This is a genomic window from Vibrio sp. AIC-3 (assembly GCF_013114515.1).
Classification (GTDB): Bacteria; Pseudomonadota; Gammaproteobacteria; order Enterobacterales; family Vibrionaceae; genus Vibrio; species Vibrio crassostreae_C.
This window is the reverse complement of the sequence record NZ_VTXG01000043.1, coordinates 1-18,519: the sequence shown is the minus strand read 5'-3', so window position 1 is coordinate 18,519 and position 18,519 is coordinate 1. Positions and strand designations below refer to the sequence as shown.

The window sequence follows — 18,519 nt, the reverse complement described above, 5'->3', positions numbered from 1 at the left end:
ATAGTCACTAGAAACATAATCAAAGGCTCCCTCGGGAGCCTTTTCTTTTTTGGATGGTAGAGGAGTTAGGCAGTTAAGCCTTTAAGTAGTTAACCCGTTAAAAGCTGAACTACGCTTGTTTGTTTTTCAGGGTAGATTTCAACATTTGGAATAACCACTGATTCAAAGGTGCGTCTTTTTGCGAGCGGCGGCAGCTCATCACATAGCCCACATCTATGGTTCATGTTCGATTGTTAAAGTTACCCCAACAAAAGCACAGATACCAAACGAACAAAGAATTAAAAATACAATGAGGTGATGTATGAACAAGTTAATCGCACTTGGATTGATGGCTTTATCTATGAACACGGCTTTTGCTGCCGACGGTACGTATACAGGGACTATCGACATGACAAGAAGCGAAGGTAATCAAGTAAAGGCTGAGCGTGTTGAATCTGACTTAACACTGGAAAGAAGAAATGAAGCGTCTAACGGCGGAATCCAATTCCAAAAGAACGTAGATCAAGACCAAACGATCCAGCTTACAGGTCGTCGTGATTAACGTTAAAGATGTGCTTACCATTGTCATGAGAAATGCTGCGCCCTCGGGTGCAGCATTTTTCGTTATTGGGTTGTGGAGTATTTTATAAACTCTAGCGATCTAGCCTTGGCATGTTGTGTAACGTGTGGCATTTTGTTGTTCTCTAATTTAGATCGCTATTGGGTGTTGGTTAAGCATTACAAACCAGTAAGCGAACGCCTCGAAAGGACAAGGAATGACTCAAAAAGAAACGGGAATGATTCGTCATATTCTACTGATTAAGTTTAAAGAAAACGCTGAGGCTTCAGAGGTTCAAAAACTAAAGATGCTGTTTGAAGCGATGCCAAACAAGGTTGAAGGGGTCACTTCAGTAGAATGGGGATTAAATGACAGCCCTGAAAACAAGAATCAAGGTTATACCCACTCGGTGTTAATGACGTTCGCCGATGAAGAAGGCCGCCAGAATTACCTTCCGCACCCTGAGCATGATGCGCTGAAAGATGTGTTTCGTCCGCTTTTAGAAGACATCATTGTGTTTGATTACTCCCTGTAATTAGGTTCTGAGTAGGTCTCTTGTGTTTGACTTACCTTCGATAATGAAGAGTTAGGGCCTAGAGATTAAGCCCTAACTAAATAAGAAACGACTTACTCTGTTGGCGAAATAGTGACTGGTGCAAACGATGCGACAGCATTCCCGCCTGCGCCCGGACGGTCTACATAAGGTGTGTTCTGCATTAAGGTGTAGTACACATCCACGAAGTCATCATCATTCACTAATATACCATCAGGAATTACATCGATAATCTTGCCTGTGATCTGAGGGATGATCGCATAACCTTGAACTTCTGGATCAGGAATCATCTTCAGTATCTCTTCTGCGGCTTGAACCAAGAGTTTTGCTAGCGCTTTGTAGTCTGTGCCATCATCGTGTTCCATTAAGATCATGTCTGCAGCGCCCCAACGGTAGCGAGGCCAGAAGATGACGGTCTGGTTCGGGTAGTACGTCTGTTTGTCGTAGTCCAGATAAGGCATCTCAACGAGGTCGATTTGGGGCTCTAAACGACTTGAATCGACACCCGTCACGATAGCGTAGATTTCCGCTTTACCAGAGATCCAAGGTTCTTGGTCGACGGCTAAACGGATTTTGGTTAATTGTGTGGTATTCAACGGCTCAGGTTCCGACAAGGCCATCGAGCGACGTGCCCTGTTCATCAAAGACGATTTTTGAGGTTTACTCTCGTCGGCATTGGTATCGCTAACGGCATTGATTTGCGTTGTAGTACCCAGCTTTTGCATCTCTGCCTGCATTGCCATTAAGCCGGCTTTGAGCTCTTCAGCACCGTTACTATCAACCACAAACACTGGGACGTCTGGCATTTGGTACACATCTAGTTCATGAACCTGTCCGTACACGTCATACGCTTCAATATATTGCCAATTCGAATCATCGCCTGATGGTTCAAATGCAAACAGCGGGTTTTCACCATTCTTCCAAGCTTCGATCATCGCTTCATCAGCCATGCGAACCTCTAACACAGAGTCGCTGAAGTCGTTGATCCCTTTCATCTTGCGATAACCAAGATCCGCTTTCTGCATCCGGTTTGAAAATGCAGAGTAGGGCTGAGTAGAGCTCAATTTATCTACAGACGCGGATAAGTTCTTTTCTGAGATCTGAGCCTTCAATGAAAGCTCAAGATCGGAATAACGCTCGCTGATTTGTAACGCCAAAGATTGCTTTTGCGCTGCGCTACTTTCTGCAATACCTAATGAATCCGTTGTCTCAATATTTTGCGCAAAAGACTGGAAGCCAACCACTGTCGTTGCAAGCACCATACTGATAGGAAAAGATGGTCTCATAAATAATCCTTATTTTAATTTTTATCATTAATAGAGCATTTGCCCTATAAGGATTAACCTATCAGTAACGTGAATGTGTTCAAAAGTTAGTCAGTTATTTTTGTTTCGTTGTGCAGCACAGGATCTCAATTTAAACTGTTTTTATAAAATAATACCTAAGCAACCTTGATATTTATAAATTAATAAACGTATCAGTAAATAACTTACAATATTATTAGCTACTACGGTGTGTCATAAAAAAACCTACTCAAAGTGAGTAGGTTTTTATTTCGCGGTTAACCGCTAGTTCTCGATTTACAACTTGTTTGAGAGGCTCGCTCTAACTCAATCTAAACGCAACGTTAGGCCAGAGTAGTTCGAGTATCCGCGCAGTAACACATGATAGGTCACGCCCGGTTGCGCGCTCACACTGCACTGCTCATTGTTTCCAGCGCGATAAGGGCGACAATCGTAACTCGATGTCGTTGGCTTGCTGCCTGATTTCACGTAAAGGTCGGCATCACCTGAACCACCAGACATTGAAACCGTCACGCTTGATGCAGAATCCACAGTGAACGTGTAGAAGCTCTCTGAAGATTGATTCCCGCTTAGGTTCGCAATCGGTGTGCCTTTCGTCAGCACATTGCCAGTTGGTGGCGTTGAACCACAACTCGCATTCACGCCTACGGTATTAAAAGCATCTTCAACATCGGCAACCACATAGCCCATGTCTGCTGCGGCTTTCGCTACGCCACAAGCACCGGCGTCAAAGGTACTGTTTGCCGTCCAATACAACTGGTTGGCAACCGTGAATATCTCAAAACCTTTACGCACATCCCAGCCAGACTTGTTCGCTAAAAGGTAAAAGGCGCGGTTATAAACACCGCTAGATAAGTGAACGTTCAAGCCATCGTAGTATTGCGAGGCGTGATCAATCGAACGACCATCTTTTGAAGGTTGATCAAAGTAACGCAAGCCGCCTTCTGATTTGAATATATCGCTTCCGACCACCCAATCCACACTGCCACGTAAGTAGTATTCAGCCGCTTCGCCCGCAATATCAGAGAAGGCTTCATTGATACCGCCCGACATGTTTTGGTACACAAGGCCGGAGTTTTGCTCGGTGAATCCGTGGCTAACCTCGTGGGCACTTACGTTGATATCGACCAATGGGTAAAAGGTGTTTTTACCGTCACCAAAAGTCATTGATGAGCCGTTCCAAAACGCATTCTCGTAATTCGAGCTGTAGTGAACACGCATGGTCAACTGAAAGGTTAACGGCGAAGTGTTCATCCACTCTTTGTACATATCAAACACGACATTACCAAAATAGTGCGCATCGTTAAGAGGCGAGTAAGCACCGTTAATGTATTTATGATCGGTGTAGTTGGTTCCATCGGCACAGTTGTAGCTGTAGGCTGCACTGCCAGATGTTCCGTGGTTCAAGTTGACCGTTTTAACTGAATCGTTTTCTAACTTACACGTCGTGCCTGTTTTGTCGATGGGAAAGCTAGGGAAGTCACTGCCATATTCATATCGAGTGGTTTTAAGGTTACCACCGGGGCCAGTACCAGACGATTTAGCATGGTTTAAACCATTCCATTTTTGGATTACTTCGCCAGTCATGGCATCAATAAAGTAAAAAGGGCGCTCTGGATAAGAGGAAGCGATAAAGAAATCGACCAGATACACCATTTGCGCGGTTTGGTTCTCGTCTAATCTCACCATGAGTTTTGCATTTTTGTTTTCAATCGACTTTTTGCCGACAGTAAACGTGCGGTGAGAGGAGATAGCAGTTTCAATCGCTTGTTCCTGATTCAGCTTTGGCGCGATGCTGGATAGGTCTCCACTGATCCCTTTTGCCATTGAACCGAATACCTGAGTGGGTTGGTTCTTAGAAAGGGTGGCGACAACGGAGGTATCAAAGACGGGTAAACCTAAGTGAGTTTGTTGATAGCGGACTTTTGTTTTCCCATTGGGCAATACCACCCGTTTAACTTCAGAAAAACCTAATTCTAGTGGGGCAACACTCTTCGACTGCGCGACGAGGCTTTGTTGTAGTAATGCATCGTTATCGACTCTGACCATTTCTGCAGCGTGTGCAGTAAAGCCGAAAGACGTACCTAGAATAGCTGCTATTTTCCAGCTTAGTTGACGTTGTTGGTTCATTATTCGTTCCTGATTTTAATATAAACTCCTTCTTCCCAACGGCTTTATAGGAAGTCTATATGCAACACGTTAATGCCATGTGTTGCGAATCAAGATTGGAAGAGCATTTCAGCTTATGACAAGTTTTTTATGGAGATTGAATTTTAGAGTATGTAATACAAAGTTTACAAAAATAATTATTGATTTAATTGTTTTTAATGTTGGTGTTCCTATTTTAATGGTAATTATATGAAGTGAAAGGTGTTATTAGAGATTAAATTGTTTTAATCGTGTTGATGTGGTTTTCAACCTGTTGAACAGGTTTTATTAATTGCATTGCTAACAATAATACTTGTGGCCATTATTATTGTTAATATAGTAATTAAAATATGCATCGAAAAATTAAATGACTTATTTGTAATTAATCCTTGCGTTGGTAGGGTAACCTTTGATTTGATTTGATTTGATTTGATTTGATTTGATTTGATTTGATTTGCAAATTCAACCTATTTTTGCATAAACCCTTGTTATAAATGCTAATTGGAGTAACATTTTTACTGGTAATAATGGATAATGTTTCATTTATTCCAATAACTAATAATAATTATACAGAATTAGGTTCTGCAAAATCAAAGGAAATCCAATGTTTAAGGTAGTTAGTTTATTTTTATCGATTTCAATTTTTTCAGTTGCTCAAGCCAATGAAACAGTAGAGTTTGAAACGGCTCAAGAGTTGTTGACTGTAATGGAAGTTGATAAGCAAATGTTAGGTGGCTTTGAGGCTATGTTACCAATCGTTAACCAGTTAGCTGATAAACTCAAGCTGAATGCTCAAGAGACAGAAGAGCTTAAAGGGATTTACAGGGACTGGTTTGACAACGATATTGATCGAGTAAAAATGCGAACTGAAATAGCGAACCTTTATTCAAAACAATTCACGATGTCAGAAATGAAACAGATAATTGAGTTTTATGGTACACCTATTGGAAAGAAACTTATTCAACAGTCGCCAGAGCTTGCAAAGCTTGGAGCGCAGATCGGTATGGCTGAAGCTCAAAATAAGCAACATTTGCTAGTTGAAAAACTGACTCCTTTTATGGAAGAGCACAGCAGCGAGTGATTAATTTCTAGAACGCAGTTAGACCCGGTATGAAGTAGCTGTTAACTGAAGCCCGTAATACGACCTCTAATCGGCTATTTGCTCGTATGAAGTAAAAACCAAATTGCTCTTGAGTAAGCTGACGAATTAAGTCGCCGATATAAATCTCTTTTTGTTGAATCGTAATGCATGGCACTCTACTGTGCATTACGGTAAATGCACTCTCCGTATAATATGATTTATTAATTTCTAAGCTTCGGTTTCACGGAGGAAACATGACAAGCGACCAACTATTGGAAAAGGCACTTTATAGCAGTGCCAGCATCCATCAACCTCATTCTTTAAAAGCTTATTTGGCTGCGAATTATCTAAATGGGTATGTCGCTAAATCAGACAATGTGTGGCTTAAAACGAGTGAGCTGATAGACCAAACCGAGATTGAAGTTTTAGGCGAGTACTCTGCAACGCTAAAAGCGCCCAAGTTCTCAGAATTTCGTATTCACAGGATATTGGAAAACGGGGTATACCCAGCGGCGTATGCCGCTTTAATGCAGTGGCATGAGAATCAGGGCTTTCAAGACATCTTCTCGCATTACGTTTCGCAGGCTTCTCAAACAAGCGAGTACCTTTCCCACAATGTGACTATCTTATTGGCGCTGAATCGTGTTTACCGTGAGTTACAGCCGCCTCAAGTTCCAGCATTCCTTAACCGCTTCACTGAATTTGTCACATCAACCCGTTCTGATGGCGACCAAAGCACTGATGCAAACGAAGCCGTAGATCTCGATAAGGTATCACGGGCATGCTTCAAACAGTTTGGCTTCTTTGGGCACAATCTCATTACGCTTACGTGGTTATTGCGTTGTAAGGAAGAGCTGTCGAAAGAGCAATATGACGCAATGCTTTCTAATCTTTATCGACAGGCCAATAGCCCATTGGAAGATCCTGACGATGAGATTGATCAAGCTATCTTGGCGCAGTGTCAAAGCTCAGATAATTCAGATGAGCTCTATGACAATGTCCACCGATTGGTTTTTGGGTATACGTCGAATTTACACCAGATAACGCTAGCGGATGCATTGTGTTTTCTTCACGAACGATTCCCTGAGCATGCAGCAGAGCTAAAATGTGTCGCAGAGTATCAGTGTAGTTTGTTAGAACAATAAATTTAGAGATAGAGCTACCCCGTTTGGTGGGGTTCTTAGTCGATACGACAAATTTCAGGCATACCTAACTCAGTGAGCTTGTTCAACGTTTTTATCAGAAGTGGCCCTCAATTTGTGGGCATGACTAGAAACGTAGAAACCACGCTCCTGAACTTAATTGCAACAATAAATGACATACAAACGTAGAGGTAGCGCACAAAAACGGAAAAGGGGATATCGCGATTACGTAATCATTGATCTAGCCGATAGTGAGATAGTGATAAGAGGTCGATAATTCGTTGTCGGATCTAAATTAGAACTGTAAATCTAATTTCTAAGTAGTTGTTATCTCAGGAAGAGTTTTTGTGCTATGCGCCCCTATATTAAATACATTATCCCTATTTTAATTCCTTTCATTATCCTCGTAATGCCGCTATCAGCGTTTCCATTTGAAGGCCTTACGATTATTCAACAACGCGTTATCGCGATCTTTTTATTAGCGGCATTGTGCTGGGTGTTCGAGCCCATCCCGATCTACGCGACGTCTGTTGTTATTATCGTTCTGCAATTATTGATGTTGTCGGATAAAGGGCTGATCTTTTTAAGGTTTGAGCATGGGGAGGAACATTTTGGTGAGCTGTTAAAATACAGCGATATCATGGCGACATTCGCTAGCCCAATCATCATGCTGTTTTTGGGTGGTTTCTTCTTAGCAATGGCCGCCACTAAATATCGATTAGACGTAAACTTAGCTCGCGTGTTGTTGAAGCCATTTGGACAAGACCCAAAGTTTGTGATGCTCGGCTTAATGTTGATCACTGGTATCTTTTCGATGTTTATGTCTAACACGGCAACAACGGCAATGATGCTCTCTATTTTAACGCCGGTACTGGCTGTGTTTGGTCCGAAAGACCCCGGTCGTGTCGCGTTTGCGCTTTGTATCCCGGTTGCCGCTAACATCGGTGGCATTGGTACCCCGATCGGTACCCCGCCGAACGCTATCGCACTTAAATATTTAGTTGGCGATAACCTCATTACGTTCGGTGAATGGATGGCATTTGGTGTGCCGTTTGTTGTGATTATGATGGCGTTAGCGTGGTTTTTAATAGGCTTTATGTACAAAGCTGACCAAAAGAAAATCGAGCTAAGCATCAAAGGTAAATTCCTTAAAACGCCTAAAGCCATTGCGGTGTACGTCACTTTTGCGCTGACCATCATTCTTTGGTTAATGGGTTCAAGCCATGGCATGAACTCTTACACCGTCGCTCTGATTCCTGTCGCTGTGTTCTCACTCACAGGGATCATCAATAAAGAAGACCTGAAGAAAATTTCTTGGGACGTATTGTGGCTTGTATCAGGTGGTATTGCGCTTGGTTTAGCGCTCGATAAAACTGGCTTAGCAAAGCTCGTGGTACACAGTATTCCGTTTGATAGCTACTCACCCTATGTGGTGTTGTTCGGAGCGGCGTTCTTGTGTTTGGTAATGGCAAACTTTATGTCTCATACCGCAACGGCTAACTTGTTAATGCCAATTATGGCGGCATTAGGTTCGTCTATGGCTTCACTCACGCCACTAGGCGGTGAGCTAACGTTAATTTTGGTTGTGACTTTTGCCGCTTCATTAGGTATGTCGCTGCCAATCAGTACGCCACCGAATGCGTTGGCTCATGCCACTGGTCATGTGCAAAGTAATCAAATGGCCAGAATCGGTATTATTTTGGGTGTGGTTGGTGTGCTACTGAGTTTTGTTATGGTGTGGGTGCTACATTCAATTGGTCACATAGGATAACGATACGTGTATCAACAAAAGCTAGAAGCACTTATCGAGCGCTATTTTAACCAAACAGAACGTCGGGTGACGTGCTGTGCCGGTAACACCATTATTGAACAATCAGCGTTAAACACTCGTTTATATTATGTGTTTAGTGGAGAACTGGAAGGGTTTTATACCGATGCGAATACACCGCAAGTGCGAGTATTTAGCGCGGGTAGTGGGGCTTTTATAGGCGTTCATAGCTTCTTTTCAGGTAATTGGACAGCATCTTCAACGGTTGTTGCTAAAACCGATGTTGAGTTAGCGTGGATCGATAAAGACACGCCTGCAGAAGATGAACGTAACTTTGGCCCTCTTACCGCACAGTTCACACCTGTGATCGTCAACGAGTTGTCGCGTCGTCAACGCCGTGCAACACAAGAAGCGATAGCGAAACAAAAAGCGTTAGAGAAGTTACATACTGCTGAGCAAATGACGACATTGGGTCAATTAGCTGCAGGGATTGCTCATGAACTTAACAACGCTATTGGTGTAGTAAATAGTAAATCTGGCCGACTTGAAACGGTCATCATGGATCTGCTTGAAGAAGTGCATCCAGAAGCCAGTCAATTTTTCGATTTTGGGTTAATGCATGGTCAGAAAACGTCGTCGTCAGAGGCGCGAACACGTGGGCGACAATTTGAAAGAAAATATGGTTTAGACAAAAACATTGCACGCTCTCTTGCAAAGGCGATTCCAATTGACGCTTTATCTGCAACAGACGTTATTTCAAAACATTGGCTGAAAAACCCAGAAGAAGCGATTCGTTTTTGGCAGATGGGTTGTGATTTACATGATTTACGTTTGGCATCTAGACACACCGTTGGCATCGTAAAATCGGTTAAACAACTTGGCAGAGTTGATATTGACACCGAAGAAGCGGTTGATATTAACGACTCCATTAACCATGCCTTATCGTTGTTACAAAGTGAGTTACGTAGAGTCTCTGTGCGATTGAGCCCTGCAGATTTGCCGACTTTTAAAGGCTCGAAAACAGAACTTGTTCAGATTTGGGTCAACATTGTAAAGAATGCTTGTGATGCAATGTCGAATTCAGACGATGCCGCAATAGAAATTCAAACCAGATTAAGTAAGAAAAGAATATTAGTTACGATCACGAATAACGGCCCTGAGATAGACGAGGTGACTCGTAGAAAGGTATTTCAGCCCAACTTCACCACTAAAAAAGGTGGTTTATCGTTTGGATTGGGCTTGGGTTTATCAATCGTTAAACGGATTGTGGCGGGTTATGGCGGAAGTATCATTGTGAAAAGTGATGCTTCTAAAACTGTATTTAGAATCAAGTTACCAGTAGAGGGTGAACATGGAGAAGCTTAATTTAATCTGTGTCGATGACCAGAGAGAAGTACTGAGCGCAGTGGTACAAGATTTAGAGCCGCTGGCGAGTTGGCTGAATATTGAAGATTGTGAATCAGCACAAGAAGTGCTTGATCTCATTGATGAACTTGACGCAGAAGGCGAACACATTACCGTCATCGTGTCTGATCATGTGATGCCAGGGAAAACGGGTGTGGAGTTACTCACTGACGTGTTCCATGACAGCCGCTTTCCGAATACAAAGAAAATTCTTCTTACAGGGCAGGCCACTCATACCGATACCATCAATGCGATTAATGCAGCAGGCATCGACCGTTACTTTGAAAAGCCTTGGCAAGCAAGCACATTAGTTGAGTGCATTCGCACTCTTGTCACTGAGTACATATTTGATCAAGGGCTTGATTACACGGACTATCAGAATGAGCTTGACCAGCAGGTTGTGTTGAGACGCTTGCGTTAGTCTCTTATGTTAGTCGCTTGAAATTATATGCACCGAAGGACGCTTTCTGAAGGAGTTTGTCTTTGAAAGATGTAATCTTTCGGTGCATATATTACCTATCTCTTTTAGTAGTTCAGGTTTTAGTACCCTGTTATCAACACACTGGTTGCTGGCTTAAGTCTAAAACTCATACGCTACGCCAACACCAACGGATGCGTTGTGCTTTCTTCACGAAAGATTCCCTGAACATACTACAGAGCTAAAATGTGTCGCAGAGCACTAGTGTCGTATGTTAGAACTGTGAATTTAATTAGGACGTTGCAGCTAACTTATGCGTCGTTATCAGTCTAGGAAGTAAAATGAAAAAATTGGTTTTGGCTTTGTTGTTATTGGTTTCGACCAGTGCAATGGCATCTAAAGACGTACCGGAAATGTCGATTAAAAACGGCTATGTTGAACCGTTCCAAATGTTCGATAACGTTTATTACGTTGGTGATAGATGGGTGTCGTCTTATGCGGTAGAGACTGCAAAGGGATTAGTTCTGATTGATACACTCGATTTCCCTTATTCGATGTGGATACCCATCAATCTAAAAAAGCTTGGGTTACAAGATAAGGCTATCACTCATATTTTGGTGACTCACGGCCATTCTGATCATGTTGGTGGAGCACAATTTCTCCAGTCTGAATATGATGCAAAGGTCGTGATGACACAAAAGGGTTATGAGTTAGCCGTAGCTCAAGCTAACAAAAGCAGTGGTAAGAATACCTTTTTGCCGCCCAAGGTAGACTTCTTTGTGCAAGATAGCAGTAGTCTTATTGTCGGTGAGGACGAGTTTAAGTTCTACCTTACGCCCGGCCACACAGAAGGGGATTATTCAATAGATCTTATGGTGAAAGACAATGGCACATCACATCGCGCATTTGTAGTTGGCGGTCACAGTATTAACGCACGAGATCCAAAGCTAGCGAAGCAGTTCTTCGAGAGCATGGACAGAGTCCGAGAGATCGCTTTGCAGCCGCCTGTGGTGAGTGTGAATCTGTCTAACCATCCTCATAAGAATCATCTATTCGCTAATCGTGAGAAGCAAAATGCCGATGGTTTGAATAACCCGTTCATTAGCGAAAGTAACTTCTTTAGCTTTTTAGACCAGCAAGAAGCCTTAGCGAAAGAGAAACTCAGTGAAGCACAACAGAGGAATAAATCGAAAAGTTCATAGTAGATGCTCGCTTAAGTATAGATACGGCCAACGCGAGCCATTCGCAGTTTATACTTGTTGGGGAATGAAGAGGTCGCAGCTCGCTTATGTGACTTTCTAGTATCAGCGGCGAGCGAGACATGCTTGGTGTCGGAGAAAACCGTTCAGTATTGGCGCAATGCCTTGGAAGGTTAGGGTTTTTCTATGTAGAGCTTCCGGCACTGCACACAATTGATTCTCAATGCGCGGCATTTTCGTTCAATGCCGCTTTCTCTATATTCAACATTTGAATGCAATTTGTGGAATATATCAAAATTAATTAAATTGATAGTAAGTTATTACTTTTCATTATGTTAGGGTTCTTTTCTTTAGGTCATCTGATTAGGAAGAGGATAATGAAAAAGGGATTTGTGATAGCGATGTCAATCGGCTTTGTTGTCTTCTCCCTTGTTGGTCGTGCTCTTCAGTGGTTCGGGTCTAGTAATTCCGAGTTGTTTCCTAAACTTCCTGATAGTCCCCAATTAGTTCCTTCTACCGATTTCGACGGTGAGTGGCTAGGCCGTCGCATTAACACCACTGGCAATAATATGTGTGAACGCACAACTATTACCGGAACCATTCGTGAGGGCAAGGCAACCCTAAGGCTTACCTACAACGGAACACCGTTAGAGGGCTGGGTGACGGAAAGCGGCGACTTACGTTTATATGCTAAACATCGCCAATGGGATTATCGTTTTTCCGCAAATGGCAGTAGCAGTAGATTTGACGGCCGATGGCACTTAACCAATGGCCCGTGCCAAGGGAGTTGGTTTATAGAAAAGGTCGATGGCAAGTAGGGTTGTTACTACAAGACGCCGTTTAAAATTAACCAGCACAAGGTTCTTTTAGGAGAGATAAGTGATCAGATTAATCGCCGTGTTCATTGTGGCTTTCGGGCTAGGCGCATATGCGAGCTTACATGTTTTGACCGACTATGTTGTGAGCATTAAAGACAGTCATAAAGCTGCGGTGCGGCAAGGTTTTGAAACCTATAAACATGCCAATACAAAAGATCTTGCCCCATTAATTAAAACATCGAACTTGTTAGCTCGTTATAGTGCTTGTGAATTAGAGGGAGATGAAGGCGATGCGATTGCATTAACCCTGTCTATTAACGCTATCTCCTTTGGGATGTTATCGAAGCAAGCGTCTGACCTCGATCAAGACACCTTTAGGACTGGTTTGATGATGTACGGAAAACTCAAAGACAACGAGAAAGCGTCTGCTCAGCTAACTGAAATACTTACTTCGTACTGTAAAGATAGTCTTCGCTATCTATACGACTGTGAAAAACTTTCTAATTTGTTAGGCGAAGAATGGGATACACAATGGGAGGAAGTGAAACCAGAATGTACCTAAAAATGATTCAATATATGTGGCACTTTTCTATGCCGTATTCAGATGTGATTTGAAAACAAAGGACACAATATGGAAGTAAGGTTGGTCAAAGGTTCAGATCCTATGTTCGCTGAATCGATCACTAAAACGAATATGGCGAGTTACTACCAAGCTCGTGGCGTCGCTTGGGGTCATAGTCAGTTTTTACGCAGCTGGGATGAGCTGGATAACTATGAAATTTATGTGGGGGATCGCCGTATTGGTGTTATCCGCTTCAGTTACACCAGTGGTACAACGTTTCTTAGGGACTTGCAGATATTAGCTGACTATCAAGGTCGAGGTTTTGGCTCTAAGTGTCTCGATTTAGCTATTGAACATGCGAACAATCAAGCATCGACTCAGTTAGTGTTGCGCGTGTTCAGTGAGAATCCCGCTATTAAGCTTTATCAATCAAAAGGTTTTACTAAGTTGTCTGAAGTGAAAGGGCTTGTTGAAATGGAGTTGCTTTTAGGATCATCATTGAGAGGGTGTCATGGATAACCGTATCCAATTAAATTTTATTAAATACTTATTTTCAGAGTTACTGTTTATTGTTATTGCATTAGGTCTTGTCTATTGGATATCAGACGGTGATCGTTCATCGCTACTAACCATAGGGCTAATAATTTGTGTTCCCCCGCTAATAAGAATTCTAATGTTGTGGTGGAAGCTTCGCGATAGCTCATTTGAAATCACGAACGGTCACGTACGTTTAAATGGAGTTGCTTGTGATGTGACTTTACAGCGCAGCTTTCTTCCGTTTGAAATTGGCTCATTCATCAAACTTTCATACACGAAAGGTGCAATGCAGAAACACAATATTTACCTTTCTAAAGGCGCAATGAATAAAGATGAATGGCAGCGTGTATTAGCGTGTCGAACATAGTTTCACGGCTTTAGTTTGTGTTGTGCGCCAGTTTGTATTTCGGATTTGGTTCGTGTGCTAGTATCGCTTTTTTTGCATCGAGCTAATCCATGACCAACGACCATTTCAAAGGCAAATATGAGGTTGAGCTGAAGTATCGACTTAGCTCTAAGTCTGAGTTCTTGAAAACGTTGAACCTAATACCTCATGAAGTAATGCTGCAAGACAATCAGGAATGTGATTGGTATTTCGATAGCTCTGATAGAAGCTTACAGGCTCAGAACAAAAGCTTGTGTATTCGTACTATGGAGCCGTCGGGCATCAAACTATGGATCGTAAAAGGCCCAGAGTCTGATCGATGTGAAGCGACAAACATCACTGATGCGTCGAATGCGAAGAGTATGCTAGAGAACCTGGGTTACGAAGTGATTCTTAAAGCGCAGAAAACTCGCAGTATTTATTTTGTTGGAGAGTTCCATATCACGGTCGATTCTCTTGCGGGTATTGGTGATTTTGCCGAATTTGCTATCATGACGGACGATGAGTCTAAGTTGTCTGTGTATAAAAGTGAGCTTGAGTTGTTAGCCAGTAAGTTCGGGTTGACTCAATCGGCACTACAAACTCAGTCTTATAAACAGATGTTCGAGGAAATGAACGCATAGTACAGCGCTTAAGCGTAAGGGAGAGTTATGGACACCATTATCAAACAAGCCATCGAGTTGCGAAAAGAAGAAAAGTATCAAGAGTCGCGTGACTTACTGGCAGCGCTACTCACTGATGAAAACTATGCGGCGAAAGCTCATTTACAGATTGCGTGGTCTTACGACAACCAAGGCAAAGAGCAACAGGCGATTGATCACTATGTGCAGTCTCTGTCTGGCGTGCTTTCTTCAGTAGAGCGTTTTGATGCACTGTTCGGCTTGGCGAGTACTTATCGAAGCCTTGGCCTTTATGCAGAGGCTTTAGGCTATTTCGAACAGACTATGGCTGAGTATCCTGACTCGATAGAAGTGAAACCTTTCTATGCAATGTGTTTGTACAATTTAGGTCGCCATAAAGAGGCGACATCGCTGTTACTTGAGCTTTTAGTTTCCACGACGAATAGCGAAGCAATCAAAGAGTACCAACGAGCGATCTCTTTATATGCTCAAGACCTAGATAAAACCTGGTAAGCAGCGCGTAAAGCTCCTTAACTCACATAACAAAAAGCCTAAGCATCGATGTGATACTTAGGCTTCAGGGGATAGCTTTTGTTCTTAAGGAAAGCGTTACGCTGAAAGTTCTTTCCGAACGATCTCTGCGCCAGCACTTAGCGCATTAAGCTTCGCTGAAGCAATGTCGCGAGGCAGGGGAGCCATGCCACAGTTGGTGCAAGGGTAGAGCTTATCGGCATCAACGTACTTAAGTGTTTCTCTAAGAGTGCTAGCCACTTCTTCCGGTGTTTCAATCGAATCGGTAGCTACATCAATCGCACCAACCATCACTTTCTTGCCTCGCACCAGTTCAAGTAGCTCAAGGGGTACATGAGAGTTGTGACACTCTAAAGAGATAATATCGATATTCGATTGCTGCAGCTTAGGAAACACTTCTTCGTATTGGCGCCACTCGGTGCCTAACGTTTTTTTCCAATCCGTATTCGCTTTGATGCCGTAGCCATAACAAATATGCACTGCTGTTTCGCACTTAAGCCCTTCAATGGCTCTTTCTAAGCACGCGATGCCCCAATCATTCACTTCATCAAAAAACACGTTAAACGCAGGTTCATCGAACTGAATAATATCAACGCCTGCAGCTTCTAACTCTTTCGCTTCTTCGTTGAGGATCTTCGCAAATTCCCACGCCAGTTTTTCACGGCTTTGGTAATGCGCATCGTAAAGTGTATCTATCATGGTCATAGGCCCCGGCAGAGCCCATTTGATCGGTTGGTCGGTTTGCTGACGTAAGAATTTAGCATCTTCGACAAACACGGATTTCTGACGAGAAACTGGGCCTACAACCGTCGGTACACTCGCATCGTAGCGGTCGCGGATTTTAACGGTTTCACGCTTTTCAAAATCAACACCATTCAAGTGTTCAATGAAGGTCGTTACAAAGTGCTGACGTGTTTGCTCACCGTCACTCACAATATCAATGCCTGCTTGCTGCTGCTCGTGCAGAGAGACACGCAGCGCATCTTGTTTGCCATCTGTGAGTTCAGCGCCTTGAAGTTTCCATGGCGACCAAAGCGTCTCTGGTTGTGCAAGCCAAGACGGTTTCGGCAAGCTGCCCGCTGTTGAAGTCGGTAATAGTGTTTTCATAATAATATTGCCTATCCTTGGGTGGTTTGAGAGCGCAATAGACGATTAAAGTGCGTAATTTGCCGACCAGTTCTCTAGAACTGATTGGTATGGCTTAATGAACTTCTCTTCTGCGAATTTACCTTGTTCAACAGCTAGCTGGCTTCGTTCTTCACGGTCGTACACGATTTGAGTCAGCGAGTGATCCAAGTTTTTCAAGTTTGGTTGGTAACAGTTACCCGCAACCGCGTTCGCGTTGTAAATCTCAGGTCGGTAGATTTTCTGGAACGTACCCATGGTACTGATGGTGCTGATAAGCTCTAGGTTAGAGTAATCGTTCAGCAGATCACCAAAGAAATAGAAGGCCAAAGGTGCAACACTGTTAGGCGGCATGAAATAACGAACCTGTAAGCCCATCTTTTTGAAATATTGTTCAGTTAAAGAAGACTCATTCGGTTGGTATTCAAAACCTAATACTGGGTGTTGGTTTTCAGTGCGGTAATAGGTTTTATTATCTGACACGCTTAAGCAAATAACAGGTCGTTTATTAAAGTTCTTTTTGTAAGCGTCAGAGTTAACGAAATATTTAAAAAGCTTACCGTGTAAGTCACCAAAATCTTCTGGAATGCTGAATTTATCTTGGCCTTTATTATGATCCAATAGAAGTACGCTAAAGTCATAATCTCGAACATAAGAAGAGAAGTTATTTCCGATAATGCCTTCAATACGCTCGTTAGTTTTACGGTCTACAATATTGGTTTTCAGCACTTCAATTGAAGGGAATGCTTCGCCGTTGCTTTCAATATCCATATCAACAGAAATGATTTCAAGCTCAACAGAGTAGCGGTCGCCCTTAGGGTTATCCCAGTGCGCTAACGCGTTGAAACTGTTATCGATCATTTGTAGTGCATTGCGTAAGTTCGCTTGACGGCTGTCACCGCGAGCCAGGTTAGCAAAGTTGGTAGTGATACGCGTGCTGTCTGCAGGCTGGTAGTTTTCGTCGAGGCTAATGCTCTTAATCGTAAAATTAAATTCTTTATTCATGCTGATTTGGTATCCCAATTTTTTTTCTGATTCTCTCGGTCTTTAGTATTAAAACGGCTTTTATTTTTTGCTTGTGACCGGATTAAGAATCGAAGGCTATGCTGTCTGAAATTAATGCTTAGTAGAATTAATGTCGTATAAAGTTAATCGCTTAAGGTTTTTATACGTTGATAGGTTGACCATTAACAATGGTATTACTTCACATTCAACATGAGGAATATTCATGATCTATTCTGTTTGAATATTTTAGTCGGTGTCAGTTATATTAATTAGCTTGATGGAAATATAACCGCATTAATAGTGTGTTATTTAAGACGATTAATTTAATTAAGAGATGGATGAAATGAGTGAATTGCTGTTGTTGATTTTCTACTGTGCGTTACTGGGCAGTGGTGTTGGGTTTCTAGCCGGTTTGTTAGGTATTGGCGGAGGGCTGATCATTGTTCCTGTGTTAAGCAGCATTTTACTGTATTTAGAAGTTCTACCTTCCGACCAAGTTGTTGTCGCTGCGATTGCTACCTCGTTGGCATCGATACTGTTCACTTCCACATCTTCTGCACTCGCTCACCACAAGAATGGCAACGTGCCTTGGGATCTGGCGCCTTGGATCATGCTCGGTGTTGCTCTGGGTGCATTGGTTAGTGGTTTTATGGCGGCGTTGTTACCGGAAAAAGTCGTTCGTATTGTGTTTGCTGTGAGTGTGGTTCTGATTGCGATCAAGATGTTCTTAAGCAGCAAAAATGATGCGCCTAAGGAACGAAAACTGCCGAACAAAGGCGTGCTCACTGTGCTGACAACCATTACGGGTGGCTTATCTGCCATGATAGGTATTGGTGGCGGAGCATTGCTGGTTCCGCTATTAACGTTCTTCTCTGTCGGTATGAAAAAGGCCATCGGTTGTGCCTCGGCTTGTGGCATTGTGATCGCGTTGTTTGGCTCGATAGGTTACATCAGTTCAGGCAGCAGCCACTTTGCTCTATCAGATGGCTTTGCTGGCTTTGTTTATCTGCCTGCGCTGTTGGGTATTGTGTGCACGTCTTGGTTTACGGCTCCGTTAGGCGCAAAAGCCACCAACCATTTACCGGTTCCAACGATTAAGAAAATCTTCTCAATACTGCTGGTGGTTATCGCAGCAAGCATGGTTGCTCGTTAATTGAAGACCGTTCAAGTGTGAATATATAGAACAAAAACGAATAAATTGATCAACCACCAATAATTAGAAAGGGGCAGTTTCATAACTGCTCTTTTTTTGTTTATCGGTCTATGCTTATACAACTACATAGACAGGATCTTAAGAGCTAACTTGTTTATTTAGATAGAAAAAAGGCTTCATTTATGATCAGATAATCGTCGCCAAACAAACTACCTACATCAATAGTGA

Annotated in this window: 19 protein-coding genes and 1 pseudogene; 15 read left to right on the top strand and 5 right to left on the bottom strand. The window is 42.7% G+C overall.

Translation table 11 applies throughout. The annotated features are described in order from the left end of the window. Positions 1-109: 109 nt before the first annotated feature. A pseudogene (locus tag F0229_RS20455) lies at positions 110-220 on the bottom strand (LysR family transcriptional regulator); the annotation flags it as partial. A gap of 81 nt (positions 221-301) precedes the next feature. Here F0229_RS20455 and F0229_RS20450 point away from each other — a divergent pair. Both F0229_RS20450 and F0229_RS20445 read left to right on the top strand, forming a co-directional pair. Beyond that, positions 302-541, top strand: a complete 240-nt coding sequence (locus F0229_RS20450; RefSeq protein WP_171733573.1) for a hypothetical protein — start codon at positions 302-304, stop codon at positions 539-541. Positions 542-755: 214 nt separating this feature from the next. Next, positions 756-1,073, top strand: a complete 318-nt coding sequence (locus tag F0229_RS20445; protein WP_009846539.1) for a Dabb family protein — start codon at positions 756-758, stop codon at positions 1,071-1,073. A 92-nt stretch (positions 1,074-1,165) separates the two neighbouring features. Here the strand turns inward: F0229_RS20445 and F0229_RS20440 are convergent, their stop codons facing one another. Next, the gene (locus F0229_RS20440) at positions 1,166-2,377 is read right to left on the bottom strand and encodes a DUF3103 domain-containing protein (protein ID WP_171733572.1); all 1,212 of its coding nucleotides are present in this window, start codon (positions 2,375-2,377) and stop codon (positions 1,166-1,168) included. A 324-nt stretch (positions 2,378-2,701) separates the two neighbouring features. Further along, positions 2,702-4,525, bottom strand: coding sequence for a M4 family metallopeptidase (locus F0229_RS20435; RefSeq protein WP_171733571.1), 1,824 nt, complete (start codon positions 4,523-4,525; stop codon positions 2,702-2,704). 622 nt (positions 4,526-5,147) lie between these two features. On the opposite strand from F0229_RS20435, the gene F0229_RS20430 reads away from it, so the two are divergent. From F0229_RS20430 to F0229_RS20375, 12 genes are all read left to right on the top strand, one after another. Beyond that, positions 5,148-5,624, top strand: coding sequence for a DUF2059 domain-containing protein (locus tag F0229_RS20430; RefSeq protein ID WP_123284484.1), 477 nt, complete (start codon positions 5,148-5,150; stop codon positions 5,622-5,624). A gap of 254 nt (positions 5,625-5,878) precedes the next feature. Then, positions 5,879-6,769 (top strand): hypothetical protein, encoded by an 891-nt coding sequence (locus F0229_RS20425; RefSeq protein WP_102480845.1) that lies wholly within the window; start codon positions 5,879-5,881, stop codon positions 6,767-6,769. 349 nt (positions 6,770-7,118) lie between these two features. Then, entirely contained in the window at positions 7,119-8,537 is a 1,419-nt protein-coding gene (locus F0229_RS20420) for a DASS family sodium-coupled anion symporter (protein ID WP_102332139.1), read from the top strand. Between the two features lie 6 nt (positions 8,538-8,543). Continuing rightward, positions 8,544-9,899, top strand: a complete 1,356-nt coding sequence (locus F0229_RS20415; protein WP_171733570.1) for an ATP-binding protein — start codon at positions 8,544-8,546, stop codon at positions 9,897-9,899. After that, on the top strand, positions 9,886-10,359 hold the full coding sequence (locus F0229_RS20410) for a response regulator (RefSeq protein ID WP_010438444.1): 474 nt from the start codon (positions 9,886-9,888) through the stop codon (positions 10,357-10,359). Before F0229_RS20415 ends, F0229_RS20410 begins: the two co-directional genes overlap by 14 nt. Before the next feature lie 338 nt (positions 10,360-10,697). Beyond that, positions 10,698-11,558 (top strand): MBL fold metallo-hydrolase, encoded by an 861-nt coding sequence (locus F0229_RS20405; protein ID WP_171733569.1) that lies wholly within the window; start codon positions 10,698-10,700, stop codon positions 11,556-11,558. Between the two features lie 374 nt (positions 11,559-11,932). Further along, positions 11,933-12,373 (top strand): hypothetical protein, encoded by a 441-nt coding sequence (locus tag F0229_RS20400; protein ID WP_171733568.1) that lies wholly within the window; start codon positions 11,933-11,935, stop codon positions 12,371-12,373. A 61-nt stretch (positions 12,374-12,434) separates the two neighbouring features. Further along, positions 12,435-12,935, top strand: coding sequence for a hypothetical protein (locus tag F0229_RS20395; RefSeq protein ID WP_102332143.1), 501 nt, complete (start codon positions 12,435-12,437; stop codon positions 12,933-12,935). A 69-nt stretch (positions 12,936-13,004) separates the two neighbouring features. Further along, positions 13,005-13,454 carry an N-acetyltransferase gene (locus tag F0229_RS20390; protein WP_171733567.1) on the top strand — a complete coding sequence of 150 codons (450 nt, stop codon included), beginning with the start codon at positions 13,005-13,007 and terminating at the stop codon, positions 13,452-13,454. Further along, positions 13,447-13,839: a hypothetical protein gene (locus F0229_RS20385; RefSeq protein ID WP_102495804.1), complete on the top strand. Its 393-nt coding sequence runs from the start codon at positions 13,447-13,449 to the stop codon at positions 13,837-13,839. Before F0229_RS20390 ends, F0229_RS20385 begins: the two co-directional genes overlap by 8 nt. Before the next feature lie 89 nt (positions 13,840-13,928). Next, positions 13,929-14,480: a class IV adenylate cyclase gene (cyaB, locus tag F0229_RS20380; RefSeq protein WP_108111461.1), complete on the top strand. Its 552-nt coding sequence runs from the start codon at positions 13,929-13,931 to the stop codon at positions 14,478-14,480. Positions 14,481-14,507: 27 nt separating this feature from the next. Further along, on the top strand, positions 14,508-14,990 hold the full coding sequence (locus tag F0229_RS20375) for a tetratricopeptide repeat protein (protein WP_061025817.1): 483 nt from the start codon (positions 14,508-14,510) through the stop codon (positions 14,988-14,990). Between the two features lie 96 nt (positions 14,991-15,086). On the opposite strand, the gene F0229_RS20370 is transcribed toward F0229_RS20375, so the two are convergent. Together F0229_RS20370 and F0229_RS20365 are read right to left on the bottom strand one after the other, a co-directional pair. Beyond that, positions 15,087-16,115, bottom strand: coding sequence for a methionine synthase (locus F0229_RS20370; RefSeq protein ID WP_123311188.1), 1,029 nt, complete (start codon positions 16,113-16,115; stop codon positions 15,087-15,089). A 45-nt stretch (positions 16,116-16,160) separates the two neighbouring features. Then, the gene (locus F0229_RS20365) at positions 16,161-17,138 is read right to left on the bottom strand and encodes a DUF1852 domain-containing protein (protein WP_171733566.1); all 978 of its coding nucleotides are present in this window, start codon (positions 17,136-17,138) and stop codon (positions 16,161-16,163) included. 343 nt (positions 17,139-17,481) lie between these two features. On the opposite strand from F0229_RS20365, the gene F0229_RS20360 reads away from it, so the two are divergent. After that, positions 17,482-18,291 carry a sulfite exporter TauE/SafE family protein gene (locus F0229_RS20360; protein WP_171733565.1) on the top strand — a complete coding sequence of 270 codons (810 nt, stop codon included), beginning with the start codon at positions 17,482-17,484 and terminating at the stop codon, positions 18,289-18,291. Positions 18,292-18,519 lie beyond the last annotated feature (228 nt).

Excerpts from the sequence above, each read along its gene's own strand:
- F0229_RS20430 (WP_123284484.1), top strand. The coding sequence starts at position 5,148 with ATGTTTAAGGTAGTTAGTTTATTTTTATCGATTTCAATTTTTTCAGTT.
- F0229_RS20405 (WP_171733569.1), top strand. The coding sequence starts at position 10,698 with ATGAAAAAATTGGTTTTGGCTTTGTTGTTATTGGTTTCGACCAGTGCA.
- F0229_RS20370 (WP_123311188.1), bottom strand. The coding sequence starts at position 16,115 with ATGAAAACACTATTACCGACTTCAACAGCGGGCAGCTTGCCGAAACCG.
- F0229_RS20360 (WP_171733565.1), top strand. The coding sequence starts at position 17,482 with ATGAGTGAATTGCTGTTGTTGATTTTCTACTGTGCGTTACTGGGCAGT.
- F0229_RS20450 (WP_171733573.1), top strand. The coding sequence starts at position 302 with ATGAACAAGTTAATCGCACTTGGATTGATGGCTTTATCTATGAACACG.
- F0229_RS20420 (WP_102332139.1), top strand. The coding sequence starts at position 7,119 with ATGCGCCCCTATATTAAATACATTATCCCTATTTTAATTCCTTTCATT.
- F0229_RS20365 (WP_171733566.1), bottom strand. The coding sequence starts at position 17,138 with ATGAATAAAGAATTTAATTTTACGATTAAGAGCATTAGCCTCGACGAA.
- F0229_RS20425 (WP_102480845.1), top strand. The coding sequence starts at position 5,879 with ATGACAAGCGACCAACTATTGGAAAAGGCACTTTATAGCAGTGCCAGC.
- F0229_RS20435 (WP_171733571.1), bottom strand. The coding sequence starts at position 4,525 with ATGAACCAACAACGTCAACTAAGCTGGAAAATAGCAGCTATTCTAGGT.
- F0229_RS20385 (WP_102495804.1), top strand. The coding sequence starts at position 13,447 with ATGGATAACCGTATCCAATTAAATTTTATTAAATACTTATTTTCAGAG.
- F0229_RS20375 (WP_061025817.1), top strand. The coding sequence starts at position 14,508 with ATGGACACCATTATCAAACAAGCCATCGAGTTGCGAAAAGAAGAAAAG.
- F0229_RS20400 (WP_171733568.1), top strand. The coding sequence starts at position 11,933 with ATGAAAAAGGGATTTGTGATAGCGATGTCAATCGGCTTTGTTGTCTTC.
- F0229_RS20390 (WP_171733567.1), top strand. The coding sequence starts at position 13,005 with ATGGAAGTAAGGTTGGTCAAAGGTTCAGATCCTATGTTCGCTGAATCG.
- F0229_RS20445 (WP_009846539.1), top strand. The coding sequence starts at position 756 with ATGACTCAAAAAGAAACGGGAATGATTCGTCATATTCTACTGATTAAG.
- F0229_RS20440 (WP_171733572.1), bottom strand. The coding sequence starts at position 2,377 with ATGAGACCATCTTTTCCTATCAGTATGGTGCTTGCAACGACAGTGGTT.
- cyaB (WP_108111461.1), top strand. The coding sequence starts at position 13,929 with ATGACCAACGACCATTTCAAAGGCAAATATGAGGTTGAGCTGAAGTAT.
- F0229_RS20410 (WP_010438444.1), top strand. The coding sequence starts at position 9,886 with ATGGAGAAGCTTAATTTAATCTGTGTCGATGACCAGAGAGAAGTACTG.